Origin of the sequence: Planctomicrobium stercoris, from assembly GCF_051465655.1 — a bacterium.
In the GTDB taxonomy this organism is placed as follows: domain Bacteria; phylum Planctomycetota; class Planctomycetia; order Planctomycetales; family Planctomycetaceae; genus Planctomicrobium.
This window is the reverse complement of record NZ_CP195791.1, coordinates 3,846,035-3,870,223: the sequence shown is the minus strand read 5'-3', so window position 1 is coordinate 3,870,223 and position 24,189 is coordinate 3,846,035. Positions and strand designations below refer to the sequence as shown.

At 58.1% G+C, this 24,189-nt stretch carries 17 protein-coding genes; 5 read left to right on the top strand and 12 right to left on the bottom strand.

What is annotated here, in order from left to right; translation table 11 throughout:
- Positions 1-91: 91 nt before the first annotated feature.
- From rseP to SH661x_RS15655, 6 genes are all read right to left on the bottom strand, one after another.
- The gene (gene rseP / locus SH661x_RS15680; protein ID WP_437223245.1) at positions 92-2,080 is read right to left on the bottom strand and encodes an RIP metalloprotease RseP; all 1,989 of its coding nucleotides are present in this window, start codon (positions 2,078-2,080) and stop codon (positions 92-94) included.
- Positions 2,038-3,237: a 1-deoxy-D-xylulose-5-phosphate reductoisomerase gene (gene dxr / locus SH661x_RS15675; RefSeq protein ID WP_437223242.1), complete on the bottom strand. Its 1,200-nt coding sequence runs from the start codon at positions 3,235-3,237 to the stop codon at positions 2,038-2,040. Before dxr ends, rseP begins: the two co-directional genes overlap by 43 nt.
- Before the next feature lie 243 nt (positions 3,238-3,480).
- Complete coding sequence (locus tag SH661x_RS15670; RefSeq protein WP_437223241.1) at positions 3,481-3,894, bottom strand: hypothetical protein; 414 nt, start codon at positions 3,892-3,894, stop codon at positions 3,481-3,483.
- Between the two features lie 372 nt (positions 3,895-4,266).
- The gene (locus SH661x_RS15665; protein WP_437223238.1) at positions 4,267-5,214 is read right to left on the bottom strand and encodes a DUF1559 family PulG-like putative transporter; all 948 of its coding nucleotides are present in this window, start codon (positions 5,212-5,214) and stop codon (positions 4,267-4,269) included.
- 532 nt (positions 5,215-5,746) lie between these two features.
- On the bottom strand, positions 5,747-7,120 hold the full coding sequence (locus SH661x_RS15660) for a 2-oxo acid dehydrogenase subunit E2 (RefSeq protein ID WP_437223236.1): 1,374 nt from the start codon (positions 7,118-7,120) through the stop codon (positions 5,747-5,749).
- Between the two features lie 5 nt (positions 7,121-7,125).
- Positions 7,126-9,165, bottom strand: a complete 2,040-nt coding sequence (locus tag SH661x_RS15655) for an alpha-ketoacid dehydrogenase subunit alpha/beta (protein ID WP_437223233.1) — start codon at positions 9,163-9,165, stop codon at positions 7,126-7,128.
- A 442-nt stretch (positions 9,166-9,607) separates the two neighbouring features.
- Between SH661x_RS15655 and SH661x_RS15650 the strand changes: the two genes are divergently transcribed.
- The 3 genes from SH661x_RS15650 (at position 9,608) to SH661x_RS15640 (ending at position 14,249) form a co-directional block, all read left to right on the top strand.
- On the top strand, positions 9,608-10,582 hold the full coding sequence (locus SH661x_RS15650) for a C-terminal binding protein (RefSeq protein ID WP_437223231.1): 975 nt from the start codon (positions 9,608-9,610) through the stop codon (positions 10,580-10,582).
- A gap of 209 nt (positions 10,583-10,791) precedes the next feature.
- Positions 10,792-12,480, top strand: a complete 1,689-nt coding sequence (locus SH661x_RS15645) for a cyclase family protein (protein ID WP_437223229.1) — start codon at positions 10,792-10,794, stop codon at positions 12,478-12,480.
- Positions 12,481-12,665: 185 nt separating this feature from the next.
- Entirely contained in the window at positions 12,666-14,249 is a 1,584-nt protein-coding gene (locus SH661x_RS15640; RefSeq protein ID WP_437223226.1) for an Nramp family divalent metal transporter, read from the top strand.
- Between the two features lie 33 nt (positions 14,250-14,282).
- Here the strand turns inward: SH661x_RS15640 and SH661x_RS15635 are convergent, their stop codons facing one another.
- Entirely contained in the window at positions 14,283-15,740 is a 1,458-nt protein-coding gene (locus SH661x_RS15635) for an acyltransferase family protein (protein WP_437223224.1), read from the bottom strand.
- Between the two features lie 432 nt (positions 15,741-16,172).
- Between SH661x_RS15635 and SH661x_RS15630 the strand changes: the two genes are divergently transcribed.
- Entirely contained in the window at positions 16,173-16,982 is an 810-nt protein-coding gene (locus SH661x_RS15630; protein WP_437223222.1) for a hypothetical protein, read from the top strand.
- Between the two features lie 22 nt (positions 16,983-17,004).
- Here SH661x_RS15630 and bioA read toward each other — a convergent pair whose 3' ends face one another.
- Positions 17,005-18,396, bottom strand: coding sequence for an adenosylmethionine--8-amino-7-oxononanoate transaminase (gene bioA, locus SH661x_RS15625; protein WP_437223219.1), 1,392 nt, complete (start codon positions 18,394-18,396; stop codon positions 17,005-17,007).
- A 195-nt stretch (positions 18,397-18,591) separates the two neighbouring features.
- Here bioA and hemE point away from each other — a divergent pair, with 195 nt between their 5' ends.
- Positions 18,592-19,638, top strand: coding sequence for a uroporphyrinogen decarboxylase (gene hemE / locus SH661x_RS15620; RefSeq protein ID WP_437223217.1), 1,047 nt, complete (start codon positions 18,592-18,594; stop codon positions 19,636-19,638).
- A 15-nt stretch (positions 19,639-19,653) separates the two neighbouring features.
- On the opposite strand, the gene hmpA is transcribed toward hemE, so the two are convergent.
- The 4 genes from hmpA to SH661x_RS15600 form a co-directional block, all read right to left on the bottom strand.
- Positions 19,654-20,892 carry an NO-inducible flavohemoprotein gene (gene hmpA, locus SH661x_RS15615; RefSeq protein ID WP_437223215.1) on the bottom strand — a complete coding sequence of 413 codons (1,239 nt, stop codon included), beginning with the start codon at positions 20,890-20,892 and terminating at the stop codon, positions 19,654-19,656.
- Positions 20,893-21,302: 410 nt separating this feature from the next.
- Complete coding sequence (locus SH661x_RS15610; RefSeq protein WP_437223212.1) at positions 21,303-22,175, bottom strand: TIM barrel protein; 873 nt, start codon at positions 22,173-22,175, stop codon at positions 21,303-21,305.
- 71 nt (positions 22,176-22,246) lie between these two features.
- The gene (locus SH661x_RS15605; protein ID WP_437223210.1) at positions 22,247-23,656 is read right to left on the bottom strand and encodes a FecR domain-containing protein; all 1,410 of its coding nucleotides are present in this window, start codon (positions 23,654-23,656) and stop codon (positions 22,247-22,249) included.
- Positions 23,653-24,180, bottom strand: a complete 528-nt coding sequence (locus tag SH661x_RS15600; RefSeq protein WP_437223207.1) for a sigma-70 family RNA polymerase sigma factor — start codon at positions 24,178-24,180, stop codon at positions 23,653-23,655. Before SH661x_RS15600 ends, SH661x_RS15605 begins: the two co-directional genes overlap by 4 nt.
- Between the last annotated feature and the right edge of the window lie 9 nt (positions 24,181-24,189).

The window sequence follows — 24,189 nt, the reverse complement described above, 5'->3', positions numbered from 1 at the left end:
AAATGCAAGCGGCGTTGAACGCGGTCTCACAACCGCGCTCAACGCCACAAAAAATTCCCTGAATCGCCGCTGCGATCCCCTGTGACGGGGGCTATGTCTTCGAGACGAACAGATCCAGATAGATCACGAAGACAAACAGTCCCAGCACGAAGGCCAGTCCGAAGTATGTGGCTGTCGCCACCACTTTCTCGCTCGGCTTTTTCCGGAAGATTCCTTCCCAGAGCAGGAACACCATGTGTCCGCCGTCGAGCACCGGAATCGGCAGGAAGTTGATCACTGCCAGATTGATGCTGATGATTCCCAGGAAGAGCAGGAAGTGCACCAGCCCCACGCTGGCAAAGCTGTAGGCCAGCTTCGCAATGCCGATCGGACCACTCAGCCCCTTGGGGGAGATGTCGCGGGTGAACAGGCCTCGCAGCGTCAGGTAAATGTCCTCCATGGAGTTGATCGTGTATCGAACTCCCATCCCGACGGCGTCAGGAAAGTTCTTTGCCTGGCGCTTTGTCTGCAGGACCGAGAGGATCAGTCCACGGGTCGTGGGCAGATACCAGTCGGGCACCGGTGCGGGGGTGACCTCGACGGTCTGCTCTTTGTCCGCCGCTGCCGGTTTGAACGTCAGCTTGACCGGTCCCTTGCGTCCGAGTTCCTGCATCATCCAGAACGCATGTGCCCAGTTTTTATCCCCGATCACAAAACTGTTCGGGTAATCGTCCAGAGCATCCTTGGCTGTCCCGGTCAGCTTCGTCAGTTCGAGCCGAACCACAGTGTCGCGAGGCTTGATGCCCGCTTCGGCAGCGGGGCTTCCTTCGCGGACTTCAAAGACCGTCGGAACCAGATGGTACGCCACTCCGATGGATGGAACGGAGATCGGACTGTCCTTGGCCACAGGGGGTTCTGACCACGGGTCCCGGTCGTCAGGAATGATCTGGAACGTGAGCGTCTCCGGGGAACCGGGCCCTTCACGCCGGACCGTGACGGTGACTTCCTTCCCGGCATTGGCGGAGAAGACTTCTGTCAGTCGGAAAGGATCCATATCCCGTTCAACGTCGAGGTCGTTCACCTTGGCGATGCGGTCTCCGGGGAGCAGTCCCGCCTTGGCAGCGACGGAATTCTCCTGCACTGCTTCAATCTTTCCCATCCCCATCTTCATGCCGGTGGCGATGAACGGCTGGGGAGCCAGTTCGACAATCGTCTCAGCTGATTTTCCATCTTTCTCTTTGCGGACAACTTCGAATTTCACTGTTTCGGAAGCGCGGTCATTGAGGATGGAATAGAGCTGCTGCGCGTCTTCGACCTTTTCTCCATCGACAGCGACAATCGTGTCGCCGTACTGGAAGCTGGCTTCGGAAGCAGCCGATCCGGGCATCGTCGGCCCGACCAGCGAGCCTTCGTTCTGGCCGATGACGGTCAGGCTGCGGGAAGGTCCGACGCCGATGATTTTCCGGATGCCGAAGACTTCCGGTCGCATCGTGAGGTCAAACTTCTCGCCGTTATCGTGATGGCCGCTGACGGTGATGGGACCCCGGGAAAGCGCGGTGCGACGGGTGACGTCGTCAAAGTCATTCACCGCTCCGCCGTTGATGGCGGTAATGGCGTCACCAGCGCGCATGCCATGTTCCCAGGCGGGCATGCCCACCTGCACATAACCTGCCACGCGGTCCACTTTCATAATCCCCGAGCTGAAGACCAGCACGAAGAACAGCGTTCCCGTGATGATATTCATGATCACGCCGGCGGAGATGATCGCCATCCGCTGCGGGACGGTTTTTGCCGTATAGGCCCGGGGGTTTTCCGCGACGTTTTCATCCGTCATCTGGGCCGGATCCATGTCGTCCTGCCCCAGCATCTTCACATAGCCGCCGAAGGGGAGCCATCCGAGAACGTACTCCGTCTCTCCGTACTTGCGGGCGATGATCGGCTGGCCGAACCCGATACTGAAGCGTTCGACGTAGACGTTGCACCACTTGGCGACAAGGAAATGTCCCAACTCGTGAAAGAAGATCACCAGCCCCAGACCGATCGCGACGATCAGAATGTTCAGCAGCGCGGCGGTATTAATGAGGGCGATTGTCCAGTCCATGATTTCCAACGGAGAGCCTCCTCGCGGGCCCACTCATCGAGACGGATGACATCACTGAATGTCGGATCCGCATCGAACTCGTGTGCGTCCAGGATCGAGCGACAGAGTCGCGGGATTTCCAAAAATGTCAATTCGCCACGCAGGAACCGCGCCACCGCCACTTCATTGGCGGCATTGAGCACGGAGCCCGAGGTTCCTCCCTGGCGAGCCACTTCAAAACCGAGTTCCAAAGCCGGAAATCGCTCCCGGTCGGGAGGAGCAAACTCCAGCGTGAGCATTTGCTTGATGTTCAGTCGAGGAGAGATTCCGGGCTTTCGATCCGGCCATGTTAACGCATACTGCACCGGCAGGCGCATGTCCGGGGGGGACAGCTGGGCCAGTACCGAACCGTCGATGAATTCCACCATCGAATGAATGATCGATTGCGGGTGGACAACCACGTCGATCTGTTCGGCCGAAAATCCGAACAGCCAGCGTGCTTCCACCACTTCCAGCGCCTTGTTCATCATCGTTGCGGAATCGATGGTGATCTTGGGGCCCATGTCCCAGGTGGGATGGTCCAGGGCATTGTCGATCGTGACTTCCGCCAGCTTTTCTGCCGGCCATGTGCGAAACGGTCCGCCGCTGGCCGTGAGGATCAGCCGGCTGACTTCATTCTCGCGTCCGCACTGCAGGGCCTGAAAGATCGCTGAGTGTTCGCTGTCGACGGGGATCAGCTTTGATCCGGATTGTGCAGCCAGCCGCGTGACCAGCGGACCGGCGACGACCATGGTTTCCTTGTTCGCCAGGGCGATGGTCTTCCCGGCTTCGACCCCCGCCCAGGTTCCCCGCAGTCCAGCTGCCCCGACAATTGCGGAGACGACGACATCCACTTCCGCAGCTGCCGCCACGCGTGAAACCTGATCTTCTCCAAACAACACTTGTACGGAACCCGAAAACGCATTGGCCGGGATGTCCTGGGGAGTCACTCCGGTCAGGACAGCATAGCGCGGTTGAAACTCACAGCAGGCCCGGGCGAGTTCCTGCCAGCGAGAGTGGGCAGTGAGTGCGAAGAATTCGAGTTCTTCGCGACGGGCGCGCACGACATCCTGACAACTGGTTCCGATCGAACCGGTCGCTCCGAGGAGGGCAATACGTTTTTTCTGCGGTTCTGACATCTCGTCCGTGAACCAACACCGCGTCCATCCGCCCCAGGGAGAACGACTCCGGGGACACCTTAAACCGTGCTGATTCTAGATGTTCCGCGACGATTGCCGCAAGTCGAGAGATGTATTGGGAATCCTGCCTCGTTCGAGGACTGAAGCGCGTCTTCGCTCTCCGCAGTTTTGTTTTTAAGCGGATGGGACGGGGGCGGTATCAAAAATCCTCGACCCTCGAGACGGGTTTGCCGCAAGTAGCGACTATTTTTTTGACTGGGTGGAGGTGAGGTCGAAGTTGTGCACCGCCTTGTTCTCAGGCTGCTCGACTTGCTCCCATCGTGTCTCAAAGAGGGGCTGTCCGTGAGGCATCGTGCTTGGCCCCTGCGGGGCAATGCCATCGAATCCGATGATCCTGACCTTAAGGGGACCTGCAACCGGGCCTGAGGACTTGTCGAGTTTATAGACTCCATTCTGGATCACGCCCACACCAGCAGGTCCCGAGCTTCCCTTGGCGGTATCCGGTTCAAAGGAAATATCTCCATAAGGCACAGCCTTGCCATCGTAGGTGACGGTTCCTTCGACTTCGTATCGCCGTGCCCCCGCCTGATCACCTCCTCCGCATCCGGCAAATGCCAACGCTCCTGCCACGACGACTGCGATGTATGTCTGTTTCATTGGATTCACCTCAAGCAAGGTCGCACACATATCGGGGTGCGATTTTCAAGAAAGACTGGCGTTTCGGTAACTGCAAGACTTTTGGCGGGTCGTCTACCGCGTTTCATGAATCGACAACAAAGAAACGCCGACAATTCGTGCGCTGAAACTTCTCATCCCGGTATGAGAACTTGCATCGATGTGGCTGACGCTAATGTTCTGGCGACAACAGCATTCCAAGCAAATTCAATGGATCGCACTCACTTCATCTGTCTGAAGCTGCTACAGCACAAACAGGCGGTCGTGCGGTGTTTTCAGAATCATCTCGATTTCAAAAAGGACTGAGCCGCACACACTGTGTACGGCCCAGAGGCTCAACAATCCAATGCCACTTCAGTTTCCGAATCCACCCGTCGGGAAGCCGTCAGACCGCTGTCCGAGCTGACGAAAGACGCCGATATCCATGTTTTGATTCTGGAAATGGACAGAGCCATCCGCCATGCAGAAATGGGCTCCGCCTACATGTCGGCTTCCCATTGTAAAGCTGGAAAATTCGTAAGCTGCTTGCCCTTTTCCCGGATCTGCGGTTCCGCTGTTAATTGGATTGGTGCAGACAGCCATCGTGACGATGTTCTGGTCATTCAGTGCGCCCTGGTAAATTCCACTGGCCCAGGAACCGTAATAAGAAGTGTTAATTGCCTTCAGAGCCATATAGATGGTCTCTCCCAGCATGTAGGTGTTCGACGTTCCGTCAGTAATGTCACGCATTCCGATCTTTGAATCGTTGTAAAAAATTCCGTTGCTTGACTGAAGACGTGTCGCATGCGTCTGACAGACATTTGGAGTTGTCCCATACACTCCCCCGCCAGAGATCCCCACATAATTGGAAAGCGCGTTTTCTTCATTCGCGTTGGGGTCGCTGGGGCATTCAAACACGGTATTTCGCAACAATTGAGCAGTCGTGTTAGTTGCCGGCTGAACGGATGTGTACCCGAAAAATGTCCCAGTAGTCGTGTTGAACGAGTTGTAGCGGGGAGACTGATCGATGAATGGCAAGACCATGACTGTCCAAGGGGCTCCATTCGTAATTGGGGCGGTCACCTGGCACATCGTAGGCTGATTGGTCACAGCACCGGACGGGAAGGTGTTGTGAGTGTCGTGGTAGTTATGGAGGGCCAGACCAAGCTGCTTCAGCTTGTTTTTGCAGGTCGAGCGGCGGGCGGCTTCGCGGGCCTGCTGGACAGCGGGCAGCAGCAGTGCGATCAGCACAGCGATGATGGCGATCACCACCAGCAGTTCAATAAGCGTAAACCCTCCGGAACGGTTCCGTGACGATTTCATGATTGCTTTCCTTGAAAAATAAGCGTGATAGAAAACCTGAGTGAGGATCGATTTCGACAGGCCGCTGAATAGCGAATTTTGCGAAAACGGTGAATCTGATTGTCAGACAATCAGACTCATGTCAACATACCAATGCATCAACTTTTTGTCAATCTTGGAATCGAACAATTTCGATCCGAGCCCAGCGTGGCCCGCTGCAGAAATGTTTGCCGTTCCGGCGATGGTCGATACGCGTGTCCTCGGACGAATTTGACCGGCGCCGACGGCGTTCTCCTGATAAATGCGACCTTGTCAACTTACAAGGATTCGAACTGGACAGTTTGAAAACAAGATTTGAAAAGATCGGATTTCATCTGTTTGTATTCTGTCGTCGTGCGACGGTTGCCTGAGAGCCCTTGCCGTTTCGCTGAGAATAAAACGGGTACTCCAGTTTGTTTTTCAGAGCACGCCGCGTGAGCAAGTGCATTGAGCTGCATCATTCCAGGAATGTACTCGCTCCCGCTTCGTGCTCTGACACTCCTTTGAGACGGGGCTAACTTGTCAACAGCCAGGCGGACGGGTTGGCGATTGCGCTGACCAGCTCCTGGAGGAAGCGGGCTGCGGGAGCACCGTCCATGCGTCGATGATCGAACGTCAGGCTCAGCGAAATCTGATGTCTGGCGACGATCTGTCCATCCGCGAGGACCACCGGTTCACGACGGATCGCGCCCAGCCCGAGAATGGCGGCTTCGGGGTAGTTGATGATCGGTGTAAACGACTCGATCCCGAACGCTCCCAGATTGGAGATCGTAAAGACCGCCCCCTGCAGGGCGTTTCCGGGTAGCTGCCCTGCACGCGCACGCTCGATGATCTTCTTCGACTGCTGTGAGAGCTCCGCGAGTGTCTGTCCGCGCGGATTCTCCAGCACAGGCACAATCAGCCCCTCGGGAGTATCGACCGCCATTCCGATATGCAGCTGTTCCTCAGTCGGAACAATGACAGCATCACTTTCCCAGCGGGTCACCAGAAGCGGATGCTTCACCAGCAGTTCTGCCACCAGCTTGGTGATGATGTCCTGATAGCTCGGGATCGAGGTCAGACCGGAGACCGATTTGAACTGTTCTCGCAGACTGACCAGATTCGTGGCGTCGGCGCGGCTGTTCAGGGTGACCGGGACCGTCTGATCCCGGCTGGCAGTCATTCTTTCCGCGATGACCTTGCGACGTTTCGTGAGAGTTGCCGGCGCAGATGCTGTCACTCCCCGCGAGGCCGCTGGACCTTTAGCAGCAACTGGGTTTGAGGCTGCATTGCGAACATCCGCTTCGCGAACTCTTCCCCCTGCACCGGAACCGCTCAAAGTGGTCCAGTCGATCCCCAGTTCGTCCGCGACTCGACGAGCCCGCGGGCTGGCGACGGTTGCCCGCTGCGCGACAGCGACACGAGGAGTTGAGTGTGGAACCGCTGCCGGCTTGCCGGGCTGGGCCGCCCGTTCCACGTCCTCAGCGAGCACCCTGCCCCCGGGGCCGGTGCCGTTCAGTTCGTTGAGGGCGATCCCCTTTTCACGAGCCATGCGGCGGACAGCGGGTCCCGCTGCAGCCGGGAATTTCCGCGTGGACGCCGCATCCTTGTCTTGTGACGCTGCCGGGGTGGGCTGTTGCGGGGCCTGACCCGGAGGGGCTTCACCTTCTGCCAGGAGATAGCCGAGCACGGCACCAACGGGAAGAAGCGTCCCATCCTGCGGGGCTCCTGCGTGCAGGTGAAGGATTCCGGTGTCGACCGCTTCCACTTCCTGCAGGGCTTTTTCGCCCTCCAGTTCGAACAGCGGTTCTCCTGCCCGGACGAGTTCACCAGGCTTTTTCAACCAGCCTGCAAACGTCCCTTCTTCCATCGACCAGCCGAGCCGAGGGATGACGATCTCAAACGCCATGAACGCTATTCCTTCATCATTGATCGAATGGCCTGGGCAATGTCCGCCGCATTGGGGACGACGGCCGCTTCCAGAGTCGGGCTATAGGGAGTCGGAGTGAAGACGCCAGTCAGACGACGAATCGGAGCATCCAGGTAATTGAACCCGGCGTCGCCGATGCTCGCCGCGATTTCGGCTGAAAAACCACAGCTGGCGGGAGGTTCATCCACAATCAGCAGTCGTCCTGTTTTCTGAACGGATGTAAGAATGGTTTCCACATCCAGCGGCAGAACGGTCCGCGGATCGATGAGCTCCACGGAGATTCCTTCGTTCTGGAGTTCGTCGCAGATCGACTGCGTCAAGTGGACCATTCTGGCCAGTGCGACGACGGTGATGTGGTCACCCGGTCGCACAATGGCCGCCTTGCCGAATTCGAGTTCGTAGGGACCTTCCGGAACCAAGCACTTCGTCTGCAGCAGTTCCCGGTGTTCCAGGAACATGACGGGGTCGTCTCCCCGCAGGGCGTGCATGAAGAGTCCCTTGGCATCCTTTGCGTTGGACGGAACCACAACCTTCAGGCCAGGCACCTGTGAATACATGCCGTAATAGCTGCCGGAATGATGTGTCGCAGCGGAGTGGCCGATGCCGATGCAGCCCCGCATGACAACAGGCATCTTCAATCGCCCGCTGGACATGTACTGCATCTTGGCGATCTGATTGACGATCTCACCGACGGAATCGAGGATGAAGTCGGCAAACATGAAATCGATCACCGGCTTGGTGCCGGTCATAGCCGCACCGCCCGCGAGTCCAACGAACCCTCGTTCGCAGATCGGAGTATCACAGAGGCGCTCGGCTCCAAAGCGGTCAAACAAACCTGTCGTGGTCTGGAAGTTTCCGCCCCGTTTTCCGATCCCTTCTCCCATGACGAAGATGCGGGAATCTTCTTCCATCGCCAGGCTGAGTGCATCGAGCGTCGCCTGAGCGAACGACATTTTCTTTTCTGACTGATCCGCGGAGGAGGCAGGCACCTGACGCGGAGGCTGGCTGTAGATATGAGTCGCAGCATCGGCACCGTCCGGTGGCGGACTCTGCTCGGCGAAGGTCCTCGCTTCCCGGACAAGTTCCGCAATTTCGGCATCGATCTCGTCCAGCTGCGCTGAAGGAATATCGAATTCCAGCTGCATTCGCTTGCGGAGTGCGAGGATGGGGCACCGCTGCTTCCACTCGTCCACTTCGGCACGGGTGCGATAGGTGAAGTCGCCAATCCCTTCCGCATGTGGTCGGGTCCGGTAGGTGCGACACTCGATCAGAGTTGGTCCGAGTCCGCGACGGGCCCGTGAGATGGCTTCGTGAGCCACTTCGTACACAGCAACAGCATCGTTACCGTCCACTTCGTATCCCGGAATTCCGTATGCCGAACTCCGGTCTGCGACATTGGGACTTCCGGCGGAATAGGAGAACGGAACTTCTGTTGCGTACTGGTTGTTTTCACAGATGAAGAGCACTGGAAGTTTCCAGATGCTCGCCATGTTCAGCCCCTCGTGGAAGGCGCCGTTGTTGGCAGCGCCGTCGCCGAAGAAAGCGGCCGAGACATTTCCGGATTTATTGAGCTTCATGCTGTAGCCGCCGCCACACGCCTGCAGAATGCATGGGCCGACGATCCCGCTGGTTCCCATCATGCCGATTTCCGGGGAGAACAGGTGCATGCTTCCGCCGCGGCCGCGCGAACATCCGGTGACCCTGCCAAACAGTTCGGCGATCAGTTCACGGGGGGGCATCCCTTTGGCCAATGCGTGTCCGTGTCCCCGATGCGTGCTGAAAACCGCATCGTTCGCATTCATGTGGGCGCACACGCCCGACGCAATCGCTTCCTGGCCGACATACGTATGGCAGGCTCCGTGAATAAGTCCGCGCTGGTGGCAGCGGGCCAGCTCTTCTTCTGTCTGGCGAATCGTCTGCATTGTGCGGTACAGACCTAAAAGCACGTCGCGGGAGATTGCCTGTCCATTCCCGTTTCGGGTCGCAGGAGCTGTCCGCGACATTTCAACTTGACTGCCGATCATGTCATGTTCCTTCGGGGTGATTCGCGAGCGTTCGTCTCTGGTGCATGCATCCTCTGCGGTCCACGTTTCACGTTCAGACAAGCCGGATGGCGGAATGAACGCGTGGCTGAATGCATGGGAACTGATTTGGTCTACCGGATCCCGCAGCTGACTTTCGTCTCTTGCCGCATCGACCGAACTTCCTGGTGATTTGATTTCAGAGGGGTTGGCTGCCGGAATCGGCAACACGAAATCGTCTCGAATCTCACTTGTTATCTCTGAGTTTCAAAGTTGGGCTGATTGATCAAATGAAGAGTTGCAGATCTGTCAGCTCTATTGTAGATTGGTAGATTATCAGACAATTAGACTGCAGTCAACGCAAAAATTTCGTCCGATCAAAAATCTCCTCTGGTTCCCGGGGGAAGAAATCACACCTCCCACTTCACTCGAAAGCGTCTCGACCATGAAGGTTGCCGTCACTGACTACTCGTTTCCAGACCTTGCCATGGAGGAGGCCATTCTCCGCCCTCAGGGACACGAAATCGTGGCTTTGAAAGAGAAACGGCCCGCGGCTGAACTGTCTCAGCTTGTCGCTGATGCAGATGCCGTCATTACCCAGTTTGCCCCGGTGAATGCCGAAGTCATCGCCAGCATGCAAAAGGCGAAAGTCATTGTCCGGTACGGAATTGGAGTCGACAACGTCGATCTGGATGCCGCCCGGGAACGGCGAATTCCTGTCTGCAACATCCCGGATTACTGCATTGACGAGGTTGCCGACCACACACTGGCGTTCATCCTTTCATTGACGCGACAGGTCGTGAGCAACACGACTCATATGCGTTCAGGAAAATGGGGAATTGCGACTCCAGTCAGCGGGATGGCAGCCCTGCGGGACCTGACGGTCGGTGTCGTCGGTTTCGGGCGAATCGGCCGGGAAGTGGCCAGCCGGCTGCTTCCGTTCAAAGCCAAAGTCCTGGTCTTTGATCCGGTGGTGAAGCCAGAGGACATCGTCCAGAGCGGCTGCGTGCCCGCATCCTTGCCGGAACTGCTGGGAAGCTCCGACGTCATTACGCTGCATTGTCCTTCTAATGCCCACACACGGGGCCTGTTGAATCGTGAATCGCTGGCTCAGGCGAAGCCCGGGGTCAGGGTGATTAATCTCGCCCGGGGAGATTTGATTCAGACGGATGCGCTGGTCGAGGCCCTGCAGAGTGGTCAGGTCGGCGGTGCTGCGCTGGACGTGTTTCAGCCGGAACCGATCCCCGGGGATCATCCGCTGTTGAAATTCGACAACGTTGTAGTGGCGTCGCACATCGCCTCCGTGAGCGTTCCGGCTGTGCGGAAGCTGAGAGAAGGGGCTGCCCAGATCGCTGCACTGGCGCTGGCGGGCAAGCCGCTTCCGAATGTGGTGAACGGCGTTACTCCCGACGCAAAGTGAGCATGCAGTCTCGCAACTGAGTCGAGATCAATTCGGTCAAAGTCTTCGAACGGTCTCCTTCGCGGAACGTTCGAAGACTTCTTGATCACCCTCATGACATCATTTCCAAAAATCCCAGTCGACCCTCATTGATCATCAGGCATCTTCAGCCAGCAACGCACTCGAAGGAGGAGGAGAGCATGAGAGAATTCAGGTTTTGGAATGGCGGCTTGCTCGCGCTGTCACTGGTCGTGACATCTCAATGGAACCCGCCTTCCCTTTTCGCTGAGTCCCCACCGGCTTCCGAAGAGCAGGCGCGGTTTGTGGACCACTCACTGCTCATCGGTCCTGAGCTGCCCTGCACCTGGCCGACCGCTCCGTTTCCACGCTTTCAGATTTCGCATCAGCGAACGATCGGACAGGAGTCGCCTTACAACATCGATGTGCTGTTGATCGACGGCAACACCGGGACTCAGCTGGATGTCCCTCCCCATTCCGCCGCACGGCCGGAACTGAACCGTGAAAAATCCGGCCCATTTGGGCTGGCCTACACCGATGTGATCGAGCCCTGGCAGTTCGGCGGTGAGGCCTGTGTTGTCGATGTGCGGTCCCTGTTGAATAAGGCTCCCAACGGCGTGAGTCCGCTGGTGACTCCCGAAGACGTCAAGCGATTCGAACAAAGTCATCGGCCTGTGCAGTTTGGCGATGTCGTCCTGTTTCGAAGCGGATATTCCGACAAGTACTACCGTCCACTGCCGGAAGGGAACCGGTTTCTCGCAGACGTGCTCGACCGCAAAGTTCCCGGATTCCCTGACCCGGATCCGGACTGCATGGATTATCTCGGCAAGAAGGGAGTTCTCACGCTGGGAACCGACAGCCCCAGCATGGGACCGGTGCCCGATCTTGCGGAACCGACTCACTATGCCGGTCTGAAGTATGGCATGATCTGGACCGAAGGCGCCTGTGCTCTCGACAAGATCCCGGAGACCGGAGCGTTCTACTGTATACTGGCCCCCAAGCACCGCGGCGGTCCGTACAGCGAAAGCCGTGCGTTTTCGATCGTCGGCGGAGAGGTCCCCAGGAAGCTCATTGAATCCGCGAAAGCGAAACGGGCGGTCGACATCACCCCGACCATGGGGCTGGACATGCCGGTCGTTTCACCGGGAGTCGGGGTCGGAACGCATCGTCAGGTCTACCTGAAGATCGACTTCCTGTACAACGACTACCTGGACATGTGGCACCACACCCATCTGATGGATTCCATGACCGGGACTCATCTAGTCCCCCCGTCATACGCTTTGCCGACCGCAGATCAGCATCCGGATTACTCTCCGGAGGTCCGCGGATGGCTTGAAAAGTACGAACAGAAGTTCGGCCCTCGCGGCACGAGTTCGATGACCGCCGAACAGGTTCCGCTCGACTGGACCTGCGGACCCATTCGCATCATCGATGTTCGCAAACTGATCGGGACAACGAAATCCGGAAGTTGGCCCGCTTCTCCGAAAATCACTCCACAGCAGATTGATGACTACGAGAAAGAGCACGGTCCACTGAAGGCAGGAGACATTGTCGTCTTCCAGACGGGGTTCGTTGACGAACACTACAAACCCGGGTCGACCACGCTGTGGGCGGACCCCTTGAACGGCAAGAGTGAAGGCTGGCCTGCTCCAGATGCGGAAACCATCTTCGCCCTGAAGAAGCGGGGAATTCGCTGCGTCGCAAGTGACGCTCCGGATCTGGGGGGCGTCGATCCAGCCAGCGCCCTGATGACTTACTGGGCCCTCGGGAGCAACGAAATGGTGGGCGTGGAGTTTCTTCACAACCTGGAGAAGGTTCCGGAGAATGGATACTTCCTGTTTGCCGCGCTCAAGATTCGTGACTGTCACGGAACTCCCGGACGTGCGCTGGTCTTTTACTAGTCCAGTTTGGTCTACTGACTGCTCGCGCAGCTTGGATTCACCAGACGAACTCCATGCTGCGCGGGGGAAGTCCCCTGCACGCAGTCATCCGTTCAACCGCAGTTCTGACTTCGAAGTCTGCAATTCAGATTCGCACCCACTGCTGAAATTCATTTCCCTTTCAATCGCTCGATGGGATGAAGTTGATGGCTAACAGAATTCCCCCCTGGAACACCGCAGACCTGCCCGAGCCGCAGCCATTGCAGTGGAAGAACTGGGCAAGCTTCATTGGTCCTGGGATCGTCATGATGGGGATCCAGATCGGCGGCGGTGAATGGCTGTTCGGTCCGGAAATCACGGCGAGATACGGCGGCGGTCTGATGTGGGTGGCCACTGTCGCCATCGTCCTTCAGGTCTTCTACAACATGGAATGCGGGCGGTACGCGATGTACTGCGGGGAACCTGTTTTGACCGGATTTATGCGGAAATTTCCGGGGCCGGGCTTCTGGATGGGGTTCGTCTTCCTGCTGAACATCAACATGCTGATCCCGGGTCTCTCGACTCATGGCGCAGCGATCATTGCGTCGTTGTGGCTGGACCGTCCGCCGACGGAGGCCGATCGTTTCCTCGTGACCGGACTGGCCTATGCGTGTCTGATCGGGGTGGTCCTACCGGTCCTCGTCGGAGGAAAAATCTACAACATGCTGCAGGCGATCATGACCGCGAAGGTCCTGTTCGTTCTCGGGTTCTGTTTGACTGTCGGGGTGCTGTTCGTTCCGGCAACGGACTGGTGGAACATCTTCAGCGGGTTCGTCAAATTCGGGAACCTTCCGGTGACCAGCGAGACCGGAAAAGAGACGCTTGTGAATGCCCTCTTCCATTATCGGGAGTTTGGGGAGTGGCCGGCTGTGGAACTGGCGAATATTGCGGTCCTGGGTGCTTTCGCAGGGTACGCCGGCGGAGGGGGACTCGCGAATTCCACATACAGCAACTTTGTGCGGGACAAAGGCTGGGGGATGGGGAAGCAGGTGGGAGCCATCGCCAGTGCTGTGGGAGGCAAGAGCGTTACCCTCAGTCATACCGGCTCGATCTTTCCGTTGACTTCGGACAACCTGCGAAAGTGGAGCGGCTGGTGGCGTTATATCCTGACAGATCAGGTCTTCATCTGGGCGCCCGGATGTTTCATGGGCATGGCCTTACCCGCGCTGATGTCGATTCACTTCGCACCGTTCTCCACACTTCAGGAAAGCGGAATCTCCTGGGCACAGGCGATTGTCACTGCCGACGGCATGCGACTGGCTCCAGGTCTGTCCGCGGTCACTACCAAAATTCTCTGGCTGGCAGCACTCTGGGCCGGGCTGGCAGTCATGCTCCCCAGTCAGATGTCAATCGTTGACGATTTCAGCCGCCGCTGGACAGATGCCATCTGGACCGGCAGCCGACACGTCCGCGAAAACTTCAAGACGGACCAGGTGAAATGGATCTACTACAGTATTCTTGCGGGATACGTGTTGTGGTCGCTGGTGTGCGCCTATCTGTTCAGCGTCTACGGGACCCCCAAACTGATGGTGGTCGTGATTGCGAATCTCAACAACCTCGCACTGGGGATCACCGCATTGCAGTTGCTGTGGATCAATCTCACGTTCCTTCCCAAAGAAATCCGGCCGCGCTGGTACCAGATTCTGGGCGTGCTCGCCTGCTCCGTGTTTTATCTGGGACTGAGTGCTCTGGTCTTCTTCGAAAAGCAGTGGCCGGAACTCGTGAAACTGTTCCAGTCGACCGGAGGATGATCGCAAAGCGACTGACGATTCCAGAGGCAATCTTCAGATCCTCAGGAAGATACGCTGATGGTACAACCAGTAGCACATCAGCCAGATGACGGTCACCGCTCCAACGGCATTGATGACCGGGGCGAACGCTTCCATCATGACCGCTCCTGAACTTTCAGGAGCGGGATGGATGTTTCGCAGCCACCCGAACCAGTCGGCCATTCTCCCCAGCGTCATTTCGATGAGCCTGCCGAAGTGTCGATGAACGTTCTCGGCGAACCAGTCGGTCAGCAGTTCACCGAAGAAGTACACCAGCAGTGAATTCGCTCCGACCACGATGAACGGGAACGCCAGCGACTGAAGCGGCCACAGGTCGAAGAGCAGATAGAACAGTGCGAGCAGCCCGACCACATAGCCACCGCTGAAGAGAACCCAGGCGGGAGTCCAGATCCGTTTGACCACCGGACAGCAGGTGGCCCCGGCGAAGACTCCCAGTCCCCACAGCACGACAGCCAGGACCAGAAGTGACAGAAACTTCTCTCCCGGACGGATGGTCGTCATCAGAATCTGTCCGCAGAACAGCCCGAGAATCATGGTCGCGATGCTGGGGATGAAGTTCAGGGTCTGATACCCCCCGGCATTAAATTCAAACGGTCCCTGATCGGTCGGTCGCGGGAACTGGTTGAGGAACCAGCGATCGAACGTGCTGAAGACGTTGCCGTTCTTCGACCATTGACGGTACGGCGGCGCGAAGACATCCCCGCGCTCGCGACTGGCGTTGACGTTCTCCGGCTGATAATTCGCTGGAGGGGGAGTCAGATGCACCAGAGACCACGTTCCAACCAGTATCGCCACGAACGCTGTAACTTGAATCCAGAGGCGACGGCCAGCGAGCAGATAGACGAAGAAATAGCCCAGACCAATCTGGGCCAGCACGTTCGGAAAGATCCAGTTCGTCGAATCTTTTCCGAGTGAGTAGAGAAAGACTCCCATCAGGATCAGCGTGATGGATCTCAGCAGCGCATGTAACCCGCGACGCCATGGTTTCTCACCCGCCTGAACTCGTCTCGCCACAGAGAGTGGGACGGCCGCTCCCACGATGAACATGAACGCCGGCTGAATCAGATCCCAGAACGAAACTCCGACATGCAGCCACGGATTCCCCAATGTGGCGTCGTGAATGCCCGGAACAAAGCTCGACTGCCAGGGGGGATGATTGAAGTGAAACGCGATCCATTCCACGGTGGGACGATGGAGAATCTTCCACAGCGGACTATCTTCCGGGGTTCTGGCGAGTTGTGCGATCCCGAAGCCGTGGGCCGCGAGAACCAGCATGATGAACCCCCGAAACGCGTCCAGCGAGACCAGTCTGGCGGGGGGCTGCGGTTTTCGACGAGCGGAACGGTCACCAGCGGTGGGTGGTGAGGCAGCCACGGCGGCGACAGGCGGTGAAGTTGCCGGGTCCGGCATCAGGGCATATGTCGATCCCGAGGCGGGCTTTTCGGAGTTCATCAGGTCTCCTCAATCGGGTGGGGACGAGCGAGGTCAAGCTGGTCGGCAACAGGATGTTGTACCATCTTCATCGACCTGGAAGCGAATACTACACCCGCTTCGCACCATCCGGGTCCGCTTTCAACGATTGGCTGCGACAGGTTGACCCGGCCGGGAGTCCCGGCTCAGCGGGGGCATTTAATCGCTTTAATCGTCAAACTCCTTTCAGGAAGTCGAAGAATGGCCCGGAAGAGTCGAGTTCACTGATCGTCACAGGAAGCAGAATACGAAAGCATGGATGCCCGGAAAGGACTTTCTTTCGGAGGGGAGAAGCTGCGCAACTGGCGGATTGACCCTCGTTGAGAACCGCTGGTAGAGTGAGAGTGTTCTGAGGGGCCGCTGGAATTCGAAGCGAGTCGGCATCGGAACCGTTGACACCACAAGGAACAAGGCGTGATTTCCTTCATCACTTCGCGTTTACTCCGTCCGGCTGCCTGCATGATGGCGGCTGCCGCAGCAATGGGTCTGTCCGGTTCCGCACAGGCACAAGTGACGCGTGGTTTCGACAAAACCGTCACGGCACAGGTTCAGCTGGTCGAGCTGACCCGGCAGAACGACATCTGGATGATGGAAGTCCAGTTCAAGCCGATGCGGATGGTCTTCGTCGATCTCCCGGATCCCAAGACCGGCGAGTTGAAGCAGGAACAGGTCTGGTACCTCGCCTGGAGATCCATTGTTCGGCCGGTGGATCACCGGGAAGGGGAATCGATTGCTCCTGTCAATGCTCTGGACTCGCTGCCCGGACCACCGCAGTTCATCCCCGAATTCACACTGATCACATACGACGACCCCAGTTCCGAAGTCCCTGCCCAGATCCTGCAGGATGAAATTCTGCCTGCTGCGATGGTTCAACTGCGGCGGACGGAACGGGCTCCTCACCGAAATTCTGTGCAGGTCATTCAGGACGTTCCCGCGCCGACACCATCCGATGCCGAAGAGCAGCCGTGGATCTATGGTGCAGCCACCTGGCGCGGAGTCGATCCGGAAACTGATTTCTTCAAAGTCATTCTCGCCGGCTTCACCAACGCCTATGAAACCCGTGCGGGCGATGACGGCAGCCCGCATATCTGGCGGAAAGTGATCGTTCAGAAATACGCCCGCCCGGGAGATCGATTCGACCCGAATCACCGCGAGTTCCTTTTCGTCGGTGAGCCCGCCTGGGTCATGCAGCCTGATCCTCAAGCTTCGCAGGCGACCAAGTAACTGCTCCCGGCACCACCGGAAATCAGGCCTGGCGGAGGGCAGCGTCGATCGATTCGAACGCGACATCGCAAAGGCGGTTGACCATCTCCGCAGACATCGCTGGAGCGGGCATCAGCACGACAATATCCCCCAGCGGACGCAGGATGACTCCCCTTTTACGGGCCTCCAGCGTGACCAGATGTCCTGTCCGGCGTCGGCTCGGGAACGAGGTGAGCGGATCGCGGTTCTGAACCAGTTCGATTCCGACCATGATCCCCTTCTGGCGAATCTCCGCGACATGGGGATGATCTTTCAATGTTGCGAGACGGCTGGCCAGCAGCTTTTCGTTTCGAGCCACGTTTTCCAGAACGTCGTTCTGCTCGATCAAGTCGAGTGAGGCCAGCCCTGCAGCACATGCCAGGGCATTTCCCGTAAACGTATGGCCGTGGAAGAACGTTCTTCCGGCAGCGGGATCGCCCAGAAATGCCTGAGAGATTTCGTCCGTGGTCAACGTTGCTGCCAGCGGCAGATACCCTCCGGTCAGCCCCTTGGCCAGACAGAGGAAGTCTGGAGAGACCTGTTCCTGCTCGCAGGCAAAGAGCGTTCCGGTCCGGCCGAACCCCACTGCCACTTCATCCGCAATGAGTGGCACGCCGTAACGACGAGTTACTTCGCGAACATGCTTCAGATACCCCGGCGGGTGAACGAGGATTCCGGCGGCTCCCTGCACGAGAGGTTCAATGATGAACGCAGCCAGTTGATCCGCAAATGTGGAGACAATCCGTTCCACTTCCGCAAAACAGAACTGAAGATAGTCCTCTGCCGATTGCCCCGCAGGCCGGGACAGCGTGACGGGAGAAGGAACGGCGAGCGACTGAAACAGGAGCGCCCCGTAAACGCGGTGAAACAGTTCGATATTTCCAACGCTCACCGAGCCGATGGTGTCGCCGTGATAGGCTCCTCCCACGGTGGCGAACAGGTTGCGTTGCTGGGATGGTTTGTCTTTCTGGTGATGGAACTGAAAGGCCATCTTCAGGGCCACTTCAACGGCCGTCGAGCCGCTGTCGGAGTAGAAGACATGGTTCAGCCCCAGGGGCGCCCGCTCAACGAGACGAACCGCCAGTTCGATTGCCGGCGGCGATGACATTCCGAGCAGCGTGGTATGGCTGATTTTGCCGAGCTGGTCGCGGATCGCTTCGTCGATCTCCGGAACGCAATGACCATGAACGTTGCACCACAGCGACGAAATACCGTCGAGATACCGTCGGCCTTCCACATCGATCAACTCAAAGCCGCTGCCGGACTCGATAATCGGAGCGTGTTCGTCCCGATACGCCTGCATCGGGGTGAAGGGGTGCCAGACATGATCGCCGTCCCATCGCCGCAATTGCTCGAGCGTAGGACGTTGCCGGGGAGCTGTCGGATTGGGTTTCACGGCAAGGAATCTGTTGAAATTTCGAGAAGCACGCTGTGACACTCCCCAGAGTGATGGTTGAAGCAGGAAATCTCAACCTTGCGGAGACTCCCCCATCCGGAGAAATCCCGAAAGAGTCCGGCACTCTTCCGGCTGACACCCGTCCGCCCGATCGATATAGTGCGGATTTCCCCGCGCCGATCCGAAAGCAGCTGCATGTCTCTGACTCCTGAACTCCGCGAATCACGCTTCATGAAGGCTGCCTTCTGCGAGCCGACCGACTGCACTCCGGTGTGGATCATGCGGCAGGCGGGCCGCTATCTGCCCGAATACATGGCCGTTCGCAGCAAGGTCTCCTTCATTGAACTCTGCAAGCGACCGGAGTTGGCTGCGGAAGTGACCGTGACAGCGCGGAACGTGCTGGGAGTCGACGCTGCGATTCTGTTTGCGGACCTGCTTCCGATCCTCGAGCCGATGGGCTTCGACCTGGAGTACCAGAAGGGGGAAGGCCCGGTCATTCATAACCCGCTGATGTCACCGGCGGAAGTGGACCGGGTCCGGGCGATCGAGGACGTGAATGAGCTGGAATACGTCTTCGACGCAGTCCGACTCATCCGCAAGGAACTCCCGGCGAATATTCCCCTGCTTGGCTTCTGCGGAGCCCCATTCACGCTCGCGTCCTATGCCATTGAAGGGGGAGGTTCCAAGAATTACGTCCGGACGAAATCCATGATGTTCGGCGATCCCGCCGCGTGGGACGTCCTGATGAACAGGCTCGTCGACAGCCTCTCCGACTATCTGAATGCCCAGATCGCTGCGGGGTGTCAGGCGGTTCAGATCTTCGACAGCTGGGTCGGCTGTCTGAATCCGGTCGACTACGAGAAATACGTCCAGCCTTACACGCGTCGACTCATCGAGTCGGTCAACTCGGAAGCTCCCGTCATCAACTTTTTGACGGGAAACCCGGCATTGATCCCGCTGCAGGTGGCCGCGGGGGGACAGGTGATCGGTGTGGACTGGCGGGTCGACCTGGCCGCTGCCCGGTTGGCAATCGGCTTCGACCGCGCCGTGCAGGGAAATCTGGACCCGGTCTCACTCTACTGTGACCTGCCGACACTGAAAGCCCGGACTCAACAGGTTCTCAAGGGAGCGTGCGGTCGTCCTGGACACATCTTCAATCTCGGTCATGGCGTTCATCCGGATATGAATCCGGACAACGTCAAGGCACTGGTGAACATGGTCCATGAACTGAGCGCACGCTGACGGGGACCGTCTTCATCACGCGGCAGGGACGGTCTCAATAATCTCCTGCCGAGGACCAAAGAACTCGAACCGGATGCGGTCATCGCCGACTCCCAGTTCCTTGAGTCCGGAGTACACCGCACGCATGAACGGCTTTGGACCGCAGAAGTAGAAGTCAGCCTCCTGGTAAGGGGTATGCTTCTGCAGAAACTCCGTATTCACGGTGCCGACACTGTGGCACCGCTGCTGCGCCAGGTCGTCCGCGTGGGGGGCGTCGAAGATTACGTGCGTCACCACGTTGTCGTGTCGGCTCAAGCTTTGAATTTCCCCAGCGAGTGCCTGCACACTGCTGTTGCGGGCGGCGTGAATGAAATGGATCGGCGTTCGAGCCCCATGCCGGACCAGTGACTTCGCCATGGACAGCAGCGGGGTGACGCCGATTCCTCCCGCGAGAAGTACAACGGGACGATCCCCCGCTGCTTCAGGAGTCAGTGTAAAATCGCCACATGGCGGGCCGACCTCAATTTCATCACCAACCTGCACGACATCATGCAGATAGTTCGAGATCAGTCCCTCCGGAGCATCCGCAGCCAGAGCGGGTTCGCGCTTCACGCTGATCCGATAGTGTCCCTGCTGCGGAGAATCGGAAAGGCTGTAGTTTCGCGGTGAGGTCTGGATCCGCTTCTGATCCGCGCGGATCGTGATGTACTGACCGGGCTCGTACGACGGCAGCGGGCCGTTGTCCGCCGGACGAAGATAGAACGAAGTGACGATGTCGCTTTCCGGGACTTTGCGGTCGACCACAAACGAGCGGTATCCGTTCCAGCCTCCCTGCACTTCACGCTGTTGCTGATAGATTTCGCGTTCACGTTGAATGCACACGTCAGCCAGAAAGCCATAGGCCTCGGCGACAGCGTCAATGATTTCGTCCGTCGCCGCTGCTCCCATGACATCACGAATGGCAGCCAGCAGATGCTTGCCGACGATTGGATAATGCTCCGGCTGAATCCCCAGGGAACAGTGCTTGTGTGCGATGAGATTGACGGCGGGGCCCAGCGCAGTCAGGTTGTCGATATTGGAAAAATACGCACAGATCGCCCCGGCGAGTGCCCGTTGCTGCCCCCCGGAGTGCTGGTGAGCCTGGTTGAAATAGGCTTTGACTTCCGGGTTTCCCTCGAACATCAGCTGATAGAACCGCCGGGTGACCGCTTCCGCGTTGGCTGCGACGACGGGGGTGATCTGCTTGACGATGGCAATCGTTTTGTCAGAGAGCATGCTGCGATTCCTGGGGGTTCGAGCGCGGAACGTCACGTCCGTCGAACGAACGCGACTAAAACTACACCAGAATGTACAGATTTAATTCTGTACGTCAAGGTGTATGTTTTGTGGTTCGTCTGCTGTGAATCGCCTGGAGCCAGGGGAAGTTGAGAGTCCAGAGTCGGAGACGATGATGCACAGACATGGAGCTGCCCACGACCGCGGGATCAATCCGCGGTCATGGGCAGTCGGAAAGTCGGGTGAACACTCGCAGTTTCGAACAGGCTGAAATGCCTGTTCCGTTTAACAGGTAGAGTGAATCGCAACGAGAGCGAATCTTTCGACAGTGTGGCGTTCCGGCGGCGATAAACACTGCTTTCGAGCGAAAAATCCCGCCGAATCGCCGCCACACTCCCCTGAGACAGGGGCTATTTCGCCTGAGCGACCAGTTCCTGGAAGCGCTTTTTGTTCTCGTGCATCGCAGCGACCGGATCCTCGGGAACCTTTCCTTCCTCCAGCAGCAACCAGCCGTTGAAGTGATGTGCCGTCAACAGCTCGAACAGCTCCGGCCAGGGATAGGAATTGGACCGCAGGTCGTGAATGTGTACGGTCGCAATCTTGTCGGCGCAAAGTCGGAAGTTGGCATCCAGACCCTCCCCTTTCAGGTCGGTCGGGTTGCAGTTCCAACACAGCCGTGCCTGCGGGTGATCCGCGATCTGCATGATCTGATGGACAACTTTCGGCTCATCCGTCTTGCGTCCGTGAACTTCAAGGCGGATTTCCTGGCCGTGTTCCGCTGCGAACTTCGCCACCTCCCGCAGTGCCAGACCAATCTGCTCAATCGTCTTCTCCTCGGGAACATCCTTCGGGAGATCGTTGGGACGAACCTTCACTCCCGTACCACCGCAGTCGTGTGAGAGGAGAATAAACTCCTTCGTCGACTCGATGTTCTTCTTCAAGACTTCAGGATCGGGTGAATGGTATTCGCACGTGCTCCCCGATCCGACGAACGTCACCGGTGAGTCCGCGAAGCGTTTGCGAACTTCCGCACGCTGCGCTTGGTTGAGAGTGACTTCGACCCCATGGCGATGTTCCGTTCGCAGCTCGGCTCCTTTGAAACCGGTGGCAGCACAGTTTTCAATCAGCGTCGGCAGGTCCCAGTCCTTTCCCCAGTTGTACGAAACCAGCCCCAGCTGCAGGCCGGAGGTTTCTGCTTGCGTGGGTTTCGCCCACACTGAAGAACCAGCGTTCATCGCGGCGAATACAGCAGCGGAGGTTCCTAGAAAATCTCGACGATTCATGTTCATCTGAGTTCCTTGCTGGTGAATAATCACCATGTCAGGGGTGAGGTCCACGTTTCTTCGTGATCGGTTCAAGGGTGTTCATTCAGCGGCTGAGCAGCGATTCCATACATCGTTGCCCGTCGAGGCCCGGGGATGTCCAGCGACCCCAGTCGGACGGGGCCCGGCTGGGGGATGACCCGCTTCCAGACTGTGTGGGCGTTATCGATGCTCACGCCCGGCCCAATCGCGGTTGCCGAACCGGGTCCGTGCAGCGGCCCCTCGTCCAGTCCGATGCGATAGCCGGTGTCTTCAAACTGTTCGGAAATCCATGCGGGAACTTCCAGTCGCACATCCAGAAAGATGTATAAGGTCGCTGGTCGCGACAGCTCGACGGTGATTTCGGGACTGTTCCCTTTATCGTCATTGAATGTCGCAATGTAATCGGCGCCTCGCAGGAAGTAGGGAATTCCCTCTTCGGTCTGTCCGTTCCATTCATGGTCCCGATCGACATAGGCTTTCGAATCTTCGCTCAGGCCGGAATGAAAAATCTGGTAGTACTTCGGGCTGTTCTGGCTGCGACGATCGTCACTCACTGCGGTAATCACCGGGGCTCGGCGAGGAGGGATCGAGAAGATCCTGTCCCCCGAGGGAAATGCCGAGGTGTCGACCGACACGAGACGTTCCATGCCCCCCGATTTAAAAATCCGGACCGCTTCTCCGACGTTCAGAATCCCGAACAGGGATGTCTCCGACTGCGGGATATTGACGGGGAGAAGGTCGACTGCTCCTTCAAAGACAATCACCTCTGCGACTTCGCTTTCGGGATCGACCCGGACTCCGAACTCGGTTCCCAGGTCGACGATCTCGGCATGGGGAGTCAGCACCCGAAAGAGACCACTGTTCAGTTTCTCCACCCGGGTTGTCGCTACTCCGGACAGGAGTGTCACAGAAAATGGAGAGTCAATCTGGAGGACCGCGGGGCCCACGAGAGTCACCCTTCCCCCCGAGGTGAACTCAAGTTCCAGTCGCCCTGCCTCGAGTTGAAGCAATTCCCCGGACCGCAGCGAATCCCCGACCGACCAGCGTACCGTCGATTCTTTCCACTGAGCGTTGATGGATCGCGAAAGTCGTCCGACGACAGTGGATGCCGGCACTGCTTGACCGCTCGAATGCGTTTGCCGTGCCAGAACCGTCGGGGGATTCGCGGGATCGGTTCCACGAGCAGCGAACAGCCAGATCAGTGTTCCCAGCACTCCAATGCAGGCACAGGTCGCCAGCAGATTTCGCAAGACCGATCGGTGGCGTCGGAGCCCAGCTGCAGGAGACGCTCCTGATTTTCTCCAGTGTCCGCGTTCGAGTTCGCTGTGAAGCAACATCTCCCGGACGAATTCGGTCGCATTGGCAGGATCGGATGCCAGCCAGGCGTCCAGTTCCCGGGCGGACTCATTGGTCCGGTCGCCATCCATCCAGTCGGAAAGGTCAGGGCGGGGTTGGGTCATGAACGGCCCTCCGCCTGCAGTCGCCTTTCGACACATGTCCGTAATTGCTGACGCAGGCGATGCAGTCCCATTTTGACAGCCGCCAGCGATGCCCCCTGAGTCTTTGCAATCTCCGCCCGTCCCAGATTCTGTTCGTACCGCAACTGGCAAAGACGCTGCGACTGACGGGACAGTTTCTGGAAGCAGTCGGTGAGATGTTGCCGCAACGCATCCTGCGGGCCGGTGGCAGCCTCGAAAGCCCGACTCAAGTTCTCCACAGCTTCCTGACTGAAGAGGTGTCGATCCCGGGCGCAGTCGCGTTTGTACTGCAGCACGACATACCGTGCGACCCCCATGGCCCACGGGAGAAACGGCCGGGAGAAATCGAACCGGTCAATCTGCTGGAAGAGTTGTGTCACCGTTTCCTGCAGCAGTTCTTCCACCTCGCCGGGTCGCAGGCACAGGGAAGCCACAAACGTCTCCACGACCGGCAGATGCCTGGTCCAGAGGCGGGCGAGTTCCTGATGACGGTCGATTTCAGACAATGGTATCCC